This is a genomic window from Pseudarthrobacter sp. IC2-21 (assembly GCF_034048115.1).
Classification (GTDB): Bacteria; Actinomycetota; Actinomycetes; order Actinomycetales; family Micrococcaceae; genus Arthrobacter; species Arthrobacter naphthalenicus.
In genome coordinates, this window is sequence record NZ_CP139145.1 from 3,740,045 (window position 1) to 3,754,470 (window position 14,426).

Annotated in this window: 14 protein-coding genes; 5 read left to right on the forward strand and 9 right to left on the reverse strand. The window is 64.5% G+C overall.

Annotated features, from left to right (window positions below):
* Positions 1 to 24: 24 nt before the first annotated feature.
* From SBP01_RS17300 to SBP01_RS17325, 6 genes are read right to left on the reverse strand one after another with little or no spacing between them, the layout of a single operon-like run.
* Entirely contained in the window at positions 25 to 813 is a 789-nt protein-coding gene (locus tag SBP01_RS17300) for an HpcH/HpaI aldolase family protein (RefSeq protein ID WP_320536675.1), read from the reverse strand.
* Positions 810 to 2,759, reverse strand: coding sequence for a 3D-(3,5/4)-trihydroxycyclohexane-1,2-dione acylhydrolase (decyclizing) (iolD, locus tag SBP01_RS17305; RefSeq protein ID WP_320536676.1), 1,950 nt, complete (start codon positions 2,757 to 2,759; stop codon positions 810 to 812). Before iolD ends, SBP01_RS17300 begins: the two co-directional genes overlap by 4 nt.
* Before the next feature lie 26 nt (positions 2,760 to 2,785).
* Positions 2,786 to 4,216, reverse strand: a complete 1,431-nt coding sequence (locus tag SBP01_RS17310; RefSeq protein ID WP_320536677.1) for an aldehyde dehydrogenase family protein — start codon at positions 4,214 to 4,216, stop codon at positions 2,786 to 2,788.
* 31 nt (positions 4,217 to 4,247) lie between these two features.
* A complete protein-coding gene (locus tag SBP01_RS17315) occupies positions 4,248 to 5,174 on the reverse strand; it encodes an ATP-binding cassette domain-containing protein (protein WP_320536678.1) in 927 nt (308 codons plus the stop codon).
* 14 nt (positions 5,175 to 5,188) lie between these two features.
* Entirely contained in the window at positions 5,189 to 6,250 is a 1,062-nt protein-coding gene (locus SBP01_RS17320; protein ID WP_320536679.1) for an ABC transporter permease, read from the reverse strand.
* A 54-nt stretch (positions 6,251 to 6,304) separates the two neighbouring features.
* Complete coding sequence (locus tag SBP01_RS17325) at positions 6,305 to 7,267, reverse strand: substrate-binding domain-containing protein (protein WP_414004308.1); 963 nt, start codon at positions 7,265 to 7,267, stop codon at positions 6,305 to 6,307.
* Positions 7,268 to 7,544: 277 nt separating this feature from the next.
* Between SBP01_RS17325 and SBP01_RS17330 the strand changes: the two genes are divergently transcribed.
* A complete protein-coding gene (locus SBP01_RS17330) occupies positions 7,545 to 8,411 on the forward strand; it encodes a sugar phosphate isomerase/epimerase family protein (RefSeq protein WP_320536681.1) in 867 nt (288 codons plus the stop codon).
* Positions 8,412 to 8,421: 10 nt separating this feature from the next.
* The gene (locus SBP01_RS17335) at positions 8,422 to 8,658 is read left to right on the forward strand and encodes a hypothetical protein (protein WP_320536682.1); all 237 of its coding nucleotides are present in this window, start codon (positions 8,422 to 8,424) and stop codon (positions 8,656 to 8,658) included.
* Positions 8,659 to 8,791: 133 nt separating this feature from the next.
* Here the strand turns inward: SBP01_RS17335 and SBP01_RS17340 are convergent, their stop codons facing one another.
* Positions 8,792 to 9,154 (reverse strand): cupin domain-containing protein, encoded by a 363-nt coding sequence (locus SBP01_RS17340; protein ID WP_320536683.1) that lies wholly within the window; start codon positions 9,152 to 9,154, stop codon positions 8,792 to 8,794.
* A gap of 283 nt (positions 9,155 to 9,437) precedes the next feature.
* On the opposite strand from SBP01_RS17340, the gene SBP01_RS17345 reads away from it, so the two are divergent.
* From SBP01_RS17345 to SBP01_RS17355, 3 genes are all read left to right on the forward strand, one after another.
* Positions 9,438 to 10,895, forward strand: a complete 1,458-nt coding sequence (locus tag SBP01_RS17345; RefSeq protein ID WP_320538377.1) for a glyceraldehyde-3-phosphate dehydrogenase — start codon at positions 9,438 to 9,440, stop codon at positions 10,893 to 10,895.
* Positions 10,896 to 10,909: 14 nt separating this feature from the next.
* Positions 10,910 to 11,143 (forward strand): hypothetical protein, encoded by a 234-nt coding sequence (locus SBP01_RS17350; RefSeq protein WP_320536684.1) that lies wholly within the window; start codon positions 10,910 to 10,912, stop codon positions 11,141 to 11,143.
* 147 nt (positions 11,144 to 11,290) lie between these two features.
* Positions 11,291 to 12,316, forward strand: coding sequence for an ATP-dependent 6-phosphofructokinase (locus tag SBP01_RS17355; RefSeq protein WP_320536685.1), 1,026 nt, complete (start codon positions 11,291 to 11,293; stop codon positions 12,314 to 12,316).
* Between the two features lie 30 nt (positions 12,317 to 12,346).
* Here the strand turns inward: SBP01_RS17355 and SBP01_RS17360 are convergent, their stop codons facing one another.
* Together SBP01_RS17360 and fbaA are read right to left on the reverse strand one after the other, a co-directional pair.
* The gene (locus tag SBP01_RS17360; protein WP_320536686.1) at positions 12,347 to 13,339 is read right to left on the reverse strand and encodes a Gfo/Idh/MocA family oxidoreductase; all 993 of its coding nucleotides are present in this window, start codon (positions 13,337 to 13,339) and stop codon (positions 12,347 to 12,349) included.
* A gap of 33 nt (positions 13,340 to 13,372) precedes the next feature.
* On the reverse strand, positions 13,373 to 14,392 hold the full coding sequence (fbaA, locus tag SBP01_RS17365) for a class II fructose-bisphosphate aldolase (protein WP_320536687.1): 1,020 nt from the start codon (positions 14,390 to 14,392) through the stop codon (positions 13,373 to 13,375).
* Positions 14,393 to 14,426: the final 34 nt, after the last annotated feature.

The window sequence follows — 14,426 nt, forward strand, 5'->3', positions numbered from 1 at the left end:
TTGCTTTCCTTTGCTGGTAATGAGTCAGTTGCGGGCGGTGTCGAAGGCGTCGCGGAACGCCGCCGCCATGATGGTGGAGTCCGAGCCGATGGCCACGAACCGGAAGCCCTGGCGGACGTATTTGGCGGCTCCCATGCCGTCCACGGCAAGGATTCCGGCCGCTTTGTTGTGCAGTTGGGCCGCCGCGACGACCCGTTGCAGGGCCTCCTGGAAGACGCTGCTGTCCAGCTGCAGCGGGACCCCGAGGGCGTAGGACAGATCCAGGGGTCCGACGAAGAGGACGTCGACGCCGTCCTGGGCGGCGATCTCTTCAACTGATTCCAGCGCCGCCAGGGTTTCGATCTGGATGACTCCCAGGCTTTCCTGCTGCGGTTCGGTCAGCGTCCGCCGGTCCATCCCCCAGCGGCAGGAGCGGTTGTAGGTGGCCACGCCACGGTCCCCCTGCGGCGGATACAGCATGTGCTTCACCGATTCCGCTGCCTGGTCCACGGTGTCCAGCCGCGGCACCATGACCCCGGCGGCGCCCTGGTCCAATACCCTGCCGATGCGGATGCGGTCACCGGATTCGACCCGCACAATGGTGGGGACGCCGTAGCTGCCGGCGGCAACAACACCGTCGCGGACTGCGTCTTCGCCTCCGGAGCCGTGTTCGAGGTCGATCAGGATCCAGTCGGCGCCGGCCGCGGCACAGACCTCTGCCGCCGTCGCCGATGACATTCCGACGAAAGTGCCGATGGTGGTGTCACCGGCGGAAAGCCGGCGGCGAAGCTGACCTGCGTCCAGGGGTCCTGAAATCATGGGCTCGTTGCTCATCCGAACCACCGCTGGCTGCCGCGTGCCTTCTCATAGTCGGAACGGAGCGTGCGGACCCATTCCTGCCCGGAGACTTCCGCGGGGGCAACGTCCCACCAGACGTCGCCGCCGGGCAGGTCCACGTGGGGCACCGTGGGTACCACAATCACTACCGGGCCCTGAGTTTCCCTGGTCGAGGACAGTGCCTCCCGGACTTCGGCCGCGGAGGTGGCGCGGATGGCCAGCGCACCGAGGCCTTCGGCGATCTGCCGCAGGTCCACCTTGAGGTAGTCGCCGTCGAGCCGTGCCTTGGGCGCGTCCGCGGCCGCAACGCTGCCGCCGGTGGTGCGGTAGCGGAACTCGTTGCCGAATTCCTTGCCCGTGCGGTTCATCTGGAGCCGGTGGATGACCTGGTAGCCGTGGTTCTCCGAGACGATGATGGTGACGTTCAGGCCTTCCTGTGCCGCGGTGAGGATCTCCGTGGGTGCCATCAGGAACGTGCCGTCGCCGATGAAGGTGACCACCCGGTTGTCGTTGTTGCCTTCGGCCAGGCGGACGCCCATGCCCGCGGCGATTTCGTAGCCCATGCAGGAGAACCCGAATTCCAGGTGGCAGTTGCGGTTGCCGGTGGCGTCCCAGACCTTCTGCAGGTCCCCGGGCGCACCGCCGGCAGCGGCGATCACGGTGTCGCCGGAGCGTGCGTGTTCCTGCATCAGCCCGATCAGCTGCGGCTGGGTGAGTACGGCTTCGGTGATGGGCGCGTCCGGGTGGGCCTCGGGGCTGTAGGCGGTGTCGGCGTCGAGCCATTCGGACCGGATGGGTGCCCACGCGGCCTTCTCGGCCTGGACGGTGTCCTGCCAGGCTTCGCTGGTGCTGTGTCCCTCCAATGCCTGGGCCAGGGCTTCGAGTCCGAGCCGCGCGTCGGCGAGGATCCCGGTGGCGCCCTGCTTGCGGGTGTCGGCGTCCACGATGTTCAAGGACGCGAACCGGACCTCGGGGTTCTCGAAGATGGACTGCGAGCCGGTGGCGAAGTCGGTGAGCCTGGTTCCGACGTTCAGGACCAGGTCAGCCTGCTTGACGAGCGTGTTGGAGGCGAAGTTGCCTTCCAGTCCCACACCGCCCACCTGCCACCATTCGTCCTTGGTGACCGCACCCTTGCCGCCGAAGGTTTCCACTACGGGAATTCCCACCTGTCCGGCCAGCGCTTCAAGCGCCGCGTGGGCGTCGGAGTAGTGGATCCCGCCGCCGGCGATAATCACCGGACGTTCAGCCGAGCGGATGAGCCGCGCGACGTCGTCGACCTCTTCAGGATCCGGCAGTGGCCGGCGGATCTTCCAGTCGCGCGGTTCGAAGAATTCGGCCGGGAAGTCGTAGGCGTGGGACTGCACGTCCTGGGGCAACGAAATGACCACGGCACCGGTATCGGTGGGGCTGGTCAGCACACGCATGGCCTGGGGCAGCGCGGTCAGGAGCTGCTCCGGGCGGGTGATCCTGTCGAAGAAGCGTGACACGGGCCGGAACGCGTCGTTGACGGTGGCATCAGCCTCGATGGGGTGCTCGAGTTGCTGCAGAACGGGGCCCTGATGCCGCGTTGCATACGTGTCTCCGGGAAGGAGCAGAAGCGGGAGCCTGTTCACTGTTGCCAGCCCGGCAGCGGTGACAAGGTTGAGGGCACCCGGGCCGATGGAGGCGGTCACGGCGAGGACGGCCTGGCGCCGGCTGGCCTTGGCGTAGGCCGTGGAAATGTGGGCCATGTACTGTTCGTGGCGGCCCTGGATGAAGGGCATGTCATTGGCCAGTTCGTCGAATGCCTGACCGAGGCCGGCCACGTTGCCGTGCCCGAAGATGCCCAGGGCGGCCGGCACCAGACGGCGCCTGACGCCGTCCGCAACGGAGTGCTGGACCGACAGGTATTTGATGAGGGCCTGGGCTGTGGTGAGCCTGATGGTCTGTGAGTTAGTGGTCATTGCCTTATTCCAAGTCGGGTGGTGGGTTACCAGGGGCGTCCGTGCAGAATGACCGTCTTTTCTTCGGTCATTTCAGTCACTGCGGAGCGGACGCCTTCCTTGCCGATGCCGCTGCCCTTGAGTCCTCCATAGGGCATCAGGTCGGCCCGCCACAGGGGCGTCCAGTTGATGTGGATGTTCCCGGCGTCGATCTGGCGCATGGCCCGGATGCTGCCGGAGACATCGCTGGTGAAGATCCCGGCGCCGAGCCCGTACTCGTTGTCGTTGGCCATGGCGATGGCCGACTCGATGTCCGTTGCAGAGGAAACCGCGACGGCGGGACCAAACAGTTCGTTCCGGCTCAGCGGGGAGCGGGGGTCGACGCCGGCAACAACGGCAGGGGTGAGTACGGCGCCATCGCGGTCTCCGCCGGTCAGCACTTTGGCGCCCGAGTTCCGCGCCTCGCCGATGGAGGTGTGGACGCGGATTGCTTCCTCTTCGGAGATCAGCGACCCGAGCCGGGTATCGGCTTCCTTCGGGTTTCCGACAGCGATGGCTTCCACCTTCGGCACCAGCGCGTCCAGGAAGTCCGCTTCGACGCGGCGGTCAACGATGACCCGCTGCACTGAGATGCAGACCTGGCCGGCGTTGATGAAGCCTCCCGCCGCCACTGCGCTGGAGGCCAGTTCAAGGTCCGCGTCCGGAAGGATGATCACGGGGCAGGAAGCGCCGAGCTCCAGGGACAGTTTCTTGATTCCGGCGATGGAGCTGATCCGGGTGCCGGTAGCGGTGGATCCGGTGAAGGAGACCTTCCGCACCCGGGGATCGGTCACCAGCACATCGCCCAGGGTGCTGCCGGGGCCGGTCAGCACGGACAGGGCTTCCGGCGGCAGGCCGGCGTCGACAAAGCACTCCGCCAGTTTCAGCGCCGTCAGCGGCGTGGAACGGGCTGGCTTAAGCACAACGGCGTTACCGGCGGCCAGCGCCGGTGCGATTTTGTGCAGCACCAACAGGGCGGGGTAGTTGAACGGGGTGATGGCAACAACGATGCCCACGGGCTGGCGCAGGGTGAAGCCGATCTTGTCCAGCCCGGTGCCGGCGTTGGCATCCAGCGGAAGAGTGGAGCCGTACAGCTGGCTTCCCTCGTAGGCGGCAAGGCGGATGATGTTTCCCGACCTCCCGGCTTCACCCCGGGCCTCCGTGATCGGTTTCCCGGTTTCCGCGCTGATGGCCTGGGCGATGTCCTCGGCACGCTCATCGGCCAGGGCAGCCGCCCGCAGGAGAATGTCCACCCGCTGATGCGCCGGCGTGGACCGCTGGAGGTGGGCGCCGATCTCGGCCCGGTCGAGGGCGGCCTGGGCGTCCTGGACCGTGGCGACAGGAACCGTGTCAATGATCCGGCCGTCGAAGGGTGACCGGACGTCCTCGATCCTGCCGTCGGCGGCGCCGCGCCAGGTTCCGGCGATTAGCATGTGCATGGTTGCTCCATCTGGTTGTAGACGTTGGCGCTCAGTGGCGCTTGGTGGTGCTTTCGTGGCTGGCGTCGGTGACGTCGGCGACTTCGGCCTGGACTTCCTTGAGTGCCTCGTTGTGGCCGCCGAGTTGTTCGAGTTCGTGGGCGAGTTCGGCGAGTTCGGCACCGCCGGCCATCTGGGCGGTGAGTTCGTCCAGGGTGATGTCTTTTTTGTCGTAGTAGCCGATTGACTTGCCGCGCTTGAGCAGCAGGAACCGGTCCCCCACGGGAAAGGCGTGGTGCGGGTTGTGGGTGATGAAGATGACCCCGAGGCCCCGGTCGCGGGCCTGCAGGATGTAGCGCAGGACCACGCCGGACTGCTTCACACCCAGGGCCGCCGTCGGCTCGTCCAGGATCAGGACCTTCGCACCGAAGTACACGGCCCGGGCAATCGCCACACACTGGCGCTCACCGCCGGAGAGCTGCCCGATGGGCTGCTCCACATCCCGCAGGTCAATGCCCATGTCCGCGAGTTCCTTCTTGGTGATGTCCTTCATCTGCTGGACATCCAGGCTCTTGAACGGCCCGAACCCGGAAGTCAGTTCCGAACCGAGGAAGAAGTTCCGCCAGATCGGCATCAGGGGCACCACGGCCAGGTCCTGGTAGACCGTGGCGATCCCGACGTCGAGGGCATCACGGGGCGAACTGAACTTCCGTTCCTCACCCATAATGTTCAGCACGCCCTCGTCATGCTGGTGCAAGCCGGCGATGATTTTGATCAGCGTGGACTTCCCGGCGCCGTTATCTCCCAGCACGCAGGTGACACGGCCGTTATCCACCGCCATGGTCACATCACTCAAGGCGATGATATTCCCGTAGTGCTTGCCCACGCCCTCCAGGGAGAGCAGGTGGACCGGGGTGTGGGTCAGCGGATCCGTTTCATTGTGCAGCAGGGTCTGCTGGTCGATCTGATTGGCGTTCATTCTCTCCGGCCCCTTTACTTGAGTTCCGCGCGGCGCTTGACGATGAGGTTCACGATGGTGGCCAGCAGCAGCATCAGGCCCAGGAAGAACTTGAACCAGTCCGGGTTCCACTGCGCATACACGATGCCCTTGTTGGCCATGCCGAAGATGAACGCGCCGATCGCGCCGCCCACCGCCGAGCCGTAGCCGCCGGTCAGCAGGCAGCCGCCGATCACCGCGGCGATGATGTACAGGAACTCGTTGCCCACACCCTCACCTGACTGCACCGCATCGAAGGCGAAGAGGTTGTGCATGCCCAGGATCCAGCCGCAAAAACCCACTGCCATGAACAGGCCGATCTTGGTCTTGGTGACGGGGACGCCCACGGCGCGGGCAGCGTTCGCGTCGCCGCCGGCCGCGAAGATCCAGTTGCCCACCTTCGTGCGCAGCAGCACCCACGAGGCCACCGCGACCAGGATGATCCAGAAAAACACGGTGATCTTGACCTCGACGCCACCCACACTGATCGAGGAAGCAAACACCGCCCGGGCCGAGTCGAAACCGTCCAGCTTCGAAATCGACGGGGAAGAGACCGAGCCGCCGATCAGCCGGGTCAGGGCCAGGTTCAGGCCGGTCAGCATTAGGAACGTCGCCAGGGTCACGATGAAGCTGGGCAGCTTCGTTTTGATCAGGATCCAGCCGTTAATAAACCCGATCCCGAGCGAAACGACGAGCGCCAGCACCACACCGACCCACGCATTCATCGAGAAATTCCAGCTAAACAGGGACGCCGTCAGAGCCGAGGAAATCACCGCGACGCCGGTCGAAAGGTCGAACTCGCCGCCGATCATCAGCAGCGATACCCCCACCGCCATGATCCCGATCGTGGAACTGCCATACAGGATGGTCGCCAACGCGTTCGGCTGGGTGAAGGTCTGCGACACCAACGCGAAGAAGATAAAAAGAACCACAGCTCCTACGAGCGCCCCCACCTCCGGACGGCCCAAAAGCTTCTGGAACGGGCTACGTTGCCCCACGCGCTCATCGGGCGCCGGTGTTTTGGTCGTTGTCTTAGTTTTTGTCTGGGTGATGGTCATAATAATTCTCCTTGCTGCCGGACCGGCGCGGGGCCGGCCCGGCCAGCGGGATTGTTAGCGAATGCCCTGTTGGACGTACTTGAGCACGTCGGAGATGTTGGACTTGTCCACGATGGCGGGGCCGGTCAGAACCGCTTGTCCGCCGCCAACTTTGAAGCCACCGCGCTTGTTCTGCCACACCGCATCCACTGCCAGGTAACCCTGCAAGTAGGGCTGCTGATCCACCGTGAAGAGAACCTTGCCGTCGTTGATCGCCTGAGCCAGTGCAGGGTTAAGGTCGAAGCTCGCCACTTTGATCGAGCTGTTCGCGTCTGTCACTGCTTTCAGCAGCGTGACTGTGTACGGGGCGCCGAGACCGATGATCACATCGGCGTCCTTGGAGGCCTGGAGCTTAGCCGTCGCAGTGGACTGGACCGAGGTCATGTCCTTGCCGTCAACGTAGAGAATTTCGGTGGCCGGGACCTTGGCCTTCACGCCCGCGCACCGCTGTTCAAGCTGCACCTGACCCTGCGCCATGATGACGCAGATCGGATGCTTGTAACCGTCTGCGGCCAGCTTGGAACCCACCGCTTCACCGGCCAGGTTCTCGTTGGAGCCAAAGTGGGTAAAGGCGCCCAACTGTGCAGAGACATCCCCGCCGGCGTTGAAGCTGACCAGCGGTATGCCCGCGTCAGCAGCCTTCTTCATCACGTCCTTCATAGCGCCCGGGTTGGCGATGGTGACCGCGATGCCGTCAACCTTCTGGTCGATGGCCTGCTGGACCAGCTGCGCCTGCCGGCCGGCCTCGGAATCATTTGTGTACAGAATCTCGACGTTGTCCTTCGCCGCGGCTTCCTCCGCACCCTTGCGCACGATATCCCAGAACGTATCGCCCGCCTCGGCATGGGTAATGAGGGCCACCTTGATGCGGTCCGTGCCGGCGACCTGGCCGCCGCCCCCGGTCGATGCCGGTTCGGTCTTGCCGCCACCGGCCGAGCATGCCGCCAGCGTCAGAAGCGGAACAATGGCGAGGGCCATAGCGCCCCGGTGCCAGTTAATTTTTGCCACGTGAAATCTCCTTCGATTCGCGCAATATTCGACCGTCGGGAACGCTTCGGGCCCATGGTTCTGAGTGGCGCGAAAACGGAGGTCGTTGATCATGAACGGCTGTGATCCACATCGCTTTGTGGAACGGTCCAACTCTAGAATGCGCCGTTTGCAGAAGTCAATAGACCGTTCCAATAATCTGTGATTTCATGATTGTGCGCCTTCATTTACCTCGCGAGGCGGACCTCATGTGCTTCGAAGGAGAACAATGACCCCCACCCCCGGACTCGTCGCGTCATGCTGGACCAGCGCCGGCAATGTGGCCCCGCTGACAAAGCCCGAGACCAGTCCCGTGCCCATCGCCGAACGCCTTGCAGCCATCGCATCCACCGGGTGGGCCGGCTTCGGGCTCGCCCATGACGATCTGGCCGCCGCGCGGGCCACCCTGGGTCTTCCGGCGCTCCGAAGCCTTATTGATGACGCAGGGCTCCGCCATGTAGAAGTTGAGCTCCTCACGGACTGGTGGGACGAGGGCCTCGCTCCGCGGTGGCGGCCGCAGTTCGACCTCCTCCTTGAGGCGGCGGAGGTGCTCGGCGCGCGCTTCATCAAAGTGGGTACCACCATTGGCGAACCTCTGGACGACCTCGATTTCCTGGTGGAGCCCCTCCGGCGGCTGACGGCTGAAGCCGCGTCGCGGGGTACGCGCATTGCCCTCGAACCAATGCCCTTTTCGATGGTGGGGAACGTTCCCACGGCTGCTGACCTCATGCGGAAGGTGGACATGCCAGGATGCGGCCTGGTGGTGGACTACTGGCACGTCTTCCGTGCGGGGACAACGCTGGAGCAGCTCTCAGCGAGCCTTCAGGCGGACCAGATTTTCGGCGTCGAACTCAACGACGCGGCAGCGGAAGTCCGCGGCACTCTTTTTGAGGACACGCGGGACAACCGTCGCCTGTGCGGCGAGGGCGACCAGGATGTCACGGGGTTCATCCGGGCCCTGAACACCCTTGGCTTCCAGGGCCCATGGGGCGTGGAAATCCTGTCCGCGGAGCATCGCGCCCTTCCCCTTGGGGAGGCGCTGCAAGCGGCTTATGCCACAACCCTGGCCTGCTTCCCTGCGGAATCCCCAGAGTAGGCCCGCGATTATGGGCGCAACCAAACTGCACTTTCAAGCCGAGTGGCTGCCGGTGGTGGGTGAGGTCGTCGAGATCCGCCTGCACAACCAACTTGTCCGCCGAGGCAAGGTGGACAGCGTGACTTTTGACGGTCAGATCCTCTGGGTTGCTACCCACGGGGCCGACGCCCGGTCGATGTTTGAACGTTCCCGGGGCTATTCAGTCTGGATGGAATACAGCTGGGAAACGGCACCTTCGGCCCGGTGATACACAGTGCACTGCCGAGTAACCGGTTCACAGCGCTCTTGTAGTTCACGCCGCGGGACCTTTTGCGGTAGCCCCGGACCGTCTCCGTCAGGCCCGGGCACTACCCGGGCCCGACAGGACAGCGGTACCGCGGTCAGGCAGCGAAAATAACAAAGAATTTCCTGATCCGCTCCTGGATCTCCCAAGTTCCCTGCCAGCCGATCGGGAAGATGGCGGCGGTTCCGGCTTCCAGGGTGATCGGTTCTTCGCCGTCCCGGGTGACCACCATGCGGCCTTCCAGGACATGAATAGCCTCCCCGCGCTCCAGGAACTCCCACCGGGAGAGGCCCGGGTCGGCCTCCCAGACTCCCGAGAGGATGCGCGAGTCCTCACTGGTGAAGGGAATGGCAATCCGTGTTGGTATCTCGTCGCCGAGCACCTCGGCCAACGGAGGGCCCAGCGGGGATGCGTCGAGGTCGCCGGCGAAGAGTTCGGTGGGCTGGAAAGTTATGCTCATGGGTTTTGCCTTTCTGCTTCTACTCGCCGGCAACGTCTCCGGCGGGCTGGTGGATGACCAGTTAGAGGCACTGTAGCCCAGCCCGTTCGGGTGGGGAAGCGACCATATGCCGTCCGGGCGCGCCGCCTTGACTACCCGTTGGGATAGTCAAAACCATCCTGAAATGGCGTTTCACCTATCCGCGAATGACAGGACGATGGAGGCTAAGCCAGCTCCACGAGATCCGCCCATCGCGAAAGGACGCCCCATGCTACAACCTTCAGATTCCTGCCTTGCGACGTGGATGGGCCGGGAGGCCCTCGCTGAGGCGATGATTCCGGTGATTGGCCGGCTGTACCGCGAAAACAACGTGGTGACCAGCATCCACGGCCGCAGCCTGATCAATAAGTCCACCATGAACATCCTGAAGGCACACCGGTTTGCCCGCCGTGTCAGCAAAGACGAGCTGCTCCTCGAGGAGACGGCACCGCTGCTGGACACCCTCGCCGGCCTGGAACTGGGTGCGGCAGCGATAGACATCGCCCGCCTCAGCCAGAAGTTCAAGGAAGAAGGCAACGGCGCGTCCCTGGAGGAGTTCCTCCGCGCCGAGCTGGCCGATGTCGTGGGCAAGCGCGGCGCCGACGACCGGACCAGCACCGACGTTGTGCTCTACGGCTTTGGCCGGATCGGCCGCCTGCTGGCCCGCCTCCTGATCGAAAAGGCCGGCGGCGGCCACGGCCTGCGCCTGCGTGCCATCGTGGTGCGCCGCGGATCGGACAAGGACCTTACCAAGCGTGCCAGCCTGCTGCGCCGCGACTCGGTCCACGGCCCGTTCGAGGGCACCATCCGGGTGGACGAGGACGCCAACACCATCACCGCCAACGGTGTGCAGGTCCAGGTCATCTACTCGGACGACCCGGCCACGATCGACTACACCGCCTACGGCATCAAGGATGCCCTGGTGGTGGACAACACCGGCCGCTGGCGCGACGCCGAGGGCCTGTCCCAGCACCTGCAGAGCAAGGGCGTTGCCCGGGTCCTGCTGACTGCTCCGGGCAAGGGCGCGCTGAAGAACATTGTGCACGGCATCAACCACGGCAGCATCGAGGACACCGACCGGATCGTCTCGGCGGCCTCCTGCACCACCAACGCCATCACCCCCGTCCTGAAGGCCATCAACGACAGATTCGGCGTGATTCACGGCCACGTCGAGACCGTCCACTCCTTCACCAATGACCAGAACCTGATCGACAACTTCCACAAGGGTGACCGTCGCGGCCGGTCCGCGGCACTGAACATGGTCATCACCGAGACCGGTGCCGCCACCGCCGTCGCGAAGGCGCTCCCGGAACTTCAGGGCAAGCTCTCCGGCAGTTCCATCCGCGTCCCCACCCCGGACGTCTCCCTGGCCATCCTGAACCTGAGCCTGGAAAACGGCACCACCAAGGATGAGGTGAACGGCTTCCTCCGCGACATGTCCCTGCATTCGGACCTGCGCAAGCAGATCGACTACATCGATTCGCCCGAGGTTGTGTCGACGGACTTCGTCGGTTCCCGCCATGCCGGCGTCGTGGATGGCCTTGCCACCATCTCCAACGGCAAGAACCTTGTCCTGTACGTCTGGTACGACAACGAGTTCGGCTACAGCTGCCAGGTTGTCCGGGTCATGGAGGAAATGGCCGGCGTCAACCGGCCCTCGTTCCCCGCAAGGGATGTGGTTCAGGAGGCCATGTCAGTGCTTGCCGCGTTGAAATCGGCCTAGCTGAAGGAGACTCAATGCTCTTCATTGACCCCTCCGGGGGAAAAGAACTGCCTGCCGCGCCGCCACCGGCAGACAGGAACCCCGTGCCCGCTCCGCCCGTCAGGAAGCCGGTCCCCCTCACCCAGGTCCGGCCCGTCCGGGGCCGTGACCGGGAGATGCAGCAGCTCATCCACGATCTCGCCGTCCTCGCGGCGCAGCACAGTCAGCAGGTCACCGGAGGGCACTCCGCCACAGGAGTTTCGCCGTGAAGCGGCACGTGCAGCCCCGCCTTGTCAGGTGCAGCGCACCCAGGCTCTGCAACCGATTCGCGCCCTGCCACCTGACTTCCACAACACTTCCGGGCGCCTCAGTGTGGCGCTCTGCGTGCAAACCTTCTCCCAGAATTTGAGCCAAACATGAAAATTGGAATTCTCACCAGCGGTGGGGACTGCCCCGGGCTGAACGCCGTGATCCGCGGCGCGGTCCTCAAAGGCATCGCCATCCACGGCCACGAATTCGTGGGCTTCCTGGACGGCTGGCGCGGCGTGGTTGAAGGCGACATCATCAACATCCCCCGCACCATGGTCCGCGGCATCGCCAAGCAGGGCGGCACCATCTTGGGCACCTCCCGCACCAACCCCTTCGAAAACGGCGGCGGCCCCGAAGTCATCAAGGCCCACATGGACCGCCTCGGCGTTGACGCCATCATCGCCATCGGCGGCGAAGGAACCCTGGCCGCGGCAAAACGCCTCACCGACGCCGGCCTCAAGATCGTGGGCGTCCCCAAGACCGTGGACAACGACCTCGACGCCACCGACTACACCTTCGGCTTCGACACCGCCGTCCAGATCGCCACCGAAGCCATCGACCGGCTCCGCACCACCGGCGAGTCCCACCACCGCTGCATGATCGCCGAGGTCATGGGCCGGCACGTGGGCTGGATCGCCCTGCACGCGGGCATGGCCGCCGGCGCCCACGCCATCCTGATCCCGGAACAGAAAGTCAGCATCGAACAGATCGCCCAGTGGGTGAAGGAAGCCCATGCCCGCGGCCGCGCACCGCTGGTGGTGGTGGCCGAGGGCTTTGTTCCCGAACACATGGAATCCCCCCACTCCGAGCGCGGCCTGGACACCTTCGGCCGGCCCCGCCTGGGCGGCATCGCTGACCGGCTCGCCCCGGAACTGGAAGCCCGCACCGGCATCGAAACCAGAGCCACCATCCTCGGCCACATCCAGCGCGGCGGCGTTCCCTCCGCCTTCGACCGCGTCCTGGCCACCCGGCTGGGCATGGCCGCCATCGATTCGGTGGTGGAAGGTTACTGGGGCACCATGGTGGCGCTCAAGGGCACTGATATCAGGCACGTGAACTTCCAGGAAGCCTTGGGCAAGCTCAAGACGGTCCCCCAGGACCGCTACGACGAAGCAGCGGTCCTGTTCGGCTGACCGGTCGGGCGCCGAAAACGATCTCCTTCTTCAGACGCTTTCCGGTGTCCGTGCTGCCTTGTCGAGCGCTTCCAACACCTGCGCGTTGTTTGTCGCATCCGTGAGGTCGTAGCGGAGCGGCCTACCGTTGAGGATACTGTCAGCGAAGTGTTCGCCCATCCGGACAAAGTGATTTTCGCCCTTGATCTTGTGATAGATGGTCTCCTGCCCGAAATGATGCTCCTCCAGGACCGAGTCCTCCTCCAGGAGTCCAAGAGGATTGTCGAGGTAGAGCCGGCCCTGGGTGCCGTTAATCTCCAGATAGTTGCGGCGCTCGAGGTTTACTCCGGTGTCAAAGAGAGCCGTGGCGCCGCCGGGAAAGCGCAGCATGCCCGCAATGCTGGTGTCGATGCGGCCTCCGTCCTTGGCATCCCGGTAGTTGCCAAAGGCGGCGACCTGAGCCGGCTCCTGCGCGGTGACCATACGGCTTATGTTGACGCAGTAGCACCCCGTATCGAAGAGGGCGCCGCCGCCGAGTCCGGTGTACCAGCGGATGTTGTCCTCGTCCCCCGCATCGAATGAATGCGCCACATGGACAAACGTCAAGGTGCCCACCATATTTGCGGCGAGCAGTTCCTGCAGCTTCTCGAAACGCGGGTGAAAGCGGTACATAAAGCCTTCCAGGACTTTGCGCCCGGTCTCGGCGGATTTGCGGGCAATCTCCCGGCACTCGGCGGCGCTCATCGCCAGGGGTTTTTCGGAGAGGACGTGCTTGCCTGCATCCAAGGATTTGAGGATCCATTCGAGGTGCAGCGCGTTTGGCAGCGCGATGTAGACGGCGTCGATGTCGGGGGCGGCAAGCAACGACTCGTATGAGCCATATGCCTGCGGGAGGCCATGCTTATGGGCATACTCCGCGGCTTTCTCCGGGCTCCGCGAAGCTATGGCGAGGACTTCACCGTTTTTTGTCTCTTGCAACGCCGGAATGGTCTTGCGGACGATCCGGGCGGTACCTAGAACGCCCCAACGCAGTTTGTCGCTCATCGAACACTCCTTTTGCGGAACTCGTCGGACATCTTAGAACGTCTTTCCGGCGGAGCCGAGCTGCTTGGTGGCCTCAGCCACGCGGGCGGACAGGCCGGCTTCGGCGGACGCGCCCCAGACGCGGGGGTCGTAGGTCTTCTTGTTGCCCACTTCGCCGTCGACCTTCAGCACACCGTCGTAGTTCTTGAACATGTGATCCGCCACCGGACGCGTGTAGGCGTACTGGGTGTCGGTGTCGATGTTCATCTTGATCACACCATAGGAGACGGCGTCGGCGATTTCCTGGTCCGAGGAGCCGGAGCCGCCGTGGAACACGAGGTCGAACGGGTTGTCCTTACCGATTTTCGCACCCACCTGGGCCTGGATGTCCTTGAGGATCTCCGGGCGCAGCTTCACCCCGCCGGGCTTGTAGACGCCGTGCACGTTGCCGAAGGTCAGGGCGGTGATGTAGCGGCCGTTTTCGCCGGCGCCAAGGGCCTCGATGGTGGCCAGGGCATCCTCCACCGTGGTGTAGAGCTTGTCGTTGATGGCGTTCTCCACGCCGTCCTCCTCGCCGCCGACGGTGCCGATCTCCACCTCGAGGATCATCTTGGCGGCAGCGGTGCGGGCCAGCAGGTCGCGGGCGATCTTCAGGTTCTCCTGCAGGGTCTCGGCGGAACCGTCCCACATGTGCGAGCTGAACAGCGGGTTCCGGCCGGCCTTGACCTCGGCCTCCGAGGCCGCCAGCAGCGGCAGGACAAAGCCGTCCAGCTTGTCCTTCGGGCAATGGTCCGTGTGGAGTGCGATGTTGACGCCATAGTTCTTGGCCACTTCGCGGGCGAACGCCGCGAAGCCGAGCGAGCCGGCCACCATGTCCTTGGTGGTAGCGCCGGACCAGTAGGCCGCACCGCCGGTGGAAACCTGGACAATGCCATCGGACTCCGCCTCGGCGAAGCCACGCAGTGCCGCGTTCAGCGTCTGCGAAGAGGTGACGTTGACGGCCGGGAACGCATAGCCGCCGGCCTTGGCGCGGTCGATCATTTCGGAGTAGATCTCTGGGGTTGCAATGGGCATGCTGACTCCTATGGTGAGTTTTGTTAAAAAGAAG

Excerpts from the sequence above, each read along its gene's own strand:
- SBP01_RS17300 (WP_320536675.1), bottom strand. The coding sequence starts at position 813 with ATGAGCAACGAGCCCATGATTTCAGGACCCCTGGACGCAGGTCAGCTT.
- iolD (WP_320536676.1), bottom strand. The coding sequence starts at position 2,759 with ATGACCACTAACTCACAGACCATCAGGCTCACCACAGCCCAGGCCCTC.
- SBP01_RS17310 (WP_320536677.1), bottom strand. The coding sequence starts at position 4,216 with ATGCACATGCTAATCGCCGGAACCTGGCGCGGCGCCGCCGACGGCAGG.
- SBP01_RS17315 (WP_320536678.1), bottom strand. The coding sequence starts at position 5,174 with ATGAACGCCAATCAGATCGACCAGCAGACCCTGCTGCACAATGAAACG.
- SBP01_RS17320 (WP_320536679.1), bottom strand. The coding sequence starts at position 6,250 with ATGACCATCACCCAGACAAAAACTAAGACAACGACCAAAACACCGGCG.
- SBP01_RS17325 (WP_414004308.1), bottom strand. The coding sequence starts at position 7,267 with ATGGCCCTCGCCATTGTTCCGCTTCTGACGCTGGCGGCATGCTCGGCC.
- SBP01_RS17330 (WP_320536681.1), top strand. The coding sequence starts at position 7,545 with ATGACCCCCACCCCCGGACTCGTCGCGTCATGCTGGACCAGCGCCGGC.
- SBP01_RS17335 (WP_320536682.1), top strand. The coding sequence starts at position 8,422 with ATGGGCGCAACCAAACTGCACTTTCAAGCCGAGTGGCTGCCGGTGGTG.
- SBP01_RS17340 (WP_320536683.1), bottom strand. The coding sequence starts at position 9,154 with ATGAGCATAACTTTCCAGCCCACCGAACTCTTCGCCGGCGACCTCGAC.
- SBP01_RS17345 (WP_320538377.1), top strand. The coding sequence starts at position 9,438 with ATGGGCCGGGAGGCCCTCGCTGAGGCGATGATTCCGGTGATTGGCCGG.
- SBP01_RS17350 (WP_320536684.1), top strand. The coding sequence starts at position 10,910 with ATGCTCTTCATTGACCCCTCCGGGGGAAAAGAACTGCCTGCCGCGCCG.
- SBP01_RS17355 (WP_320536685.1), top strand. The coding sequence starts at position 11,291 with ATGAAAATTGGAATTCTCACCAGCGGTGGGGACTGCCCCGGGCTGAAC.
- SBP01_RS17360 (WP_320536686.1), bottom strand. The coding sequence starts at position 13,339 with ATGAGCGACAAACTGCGTTGGGGCGTTCTAGGTACCGCCCGGATCGTC.
- fbaA (WP_320536687.1), bottom strand. The coding sequence starts at position 14,392 with ATGCCCATTGCAACCCCAGAGATCTACTCCGAAATGATCGACCGCGCC.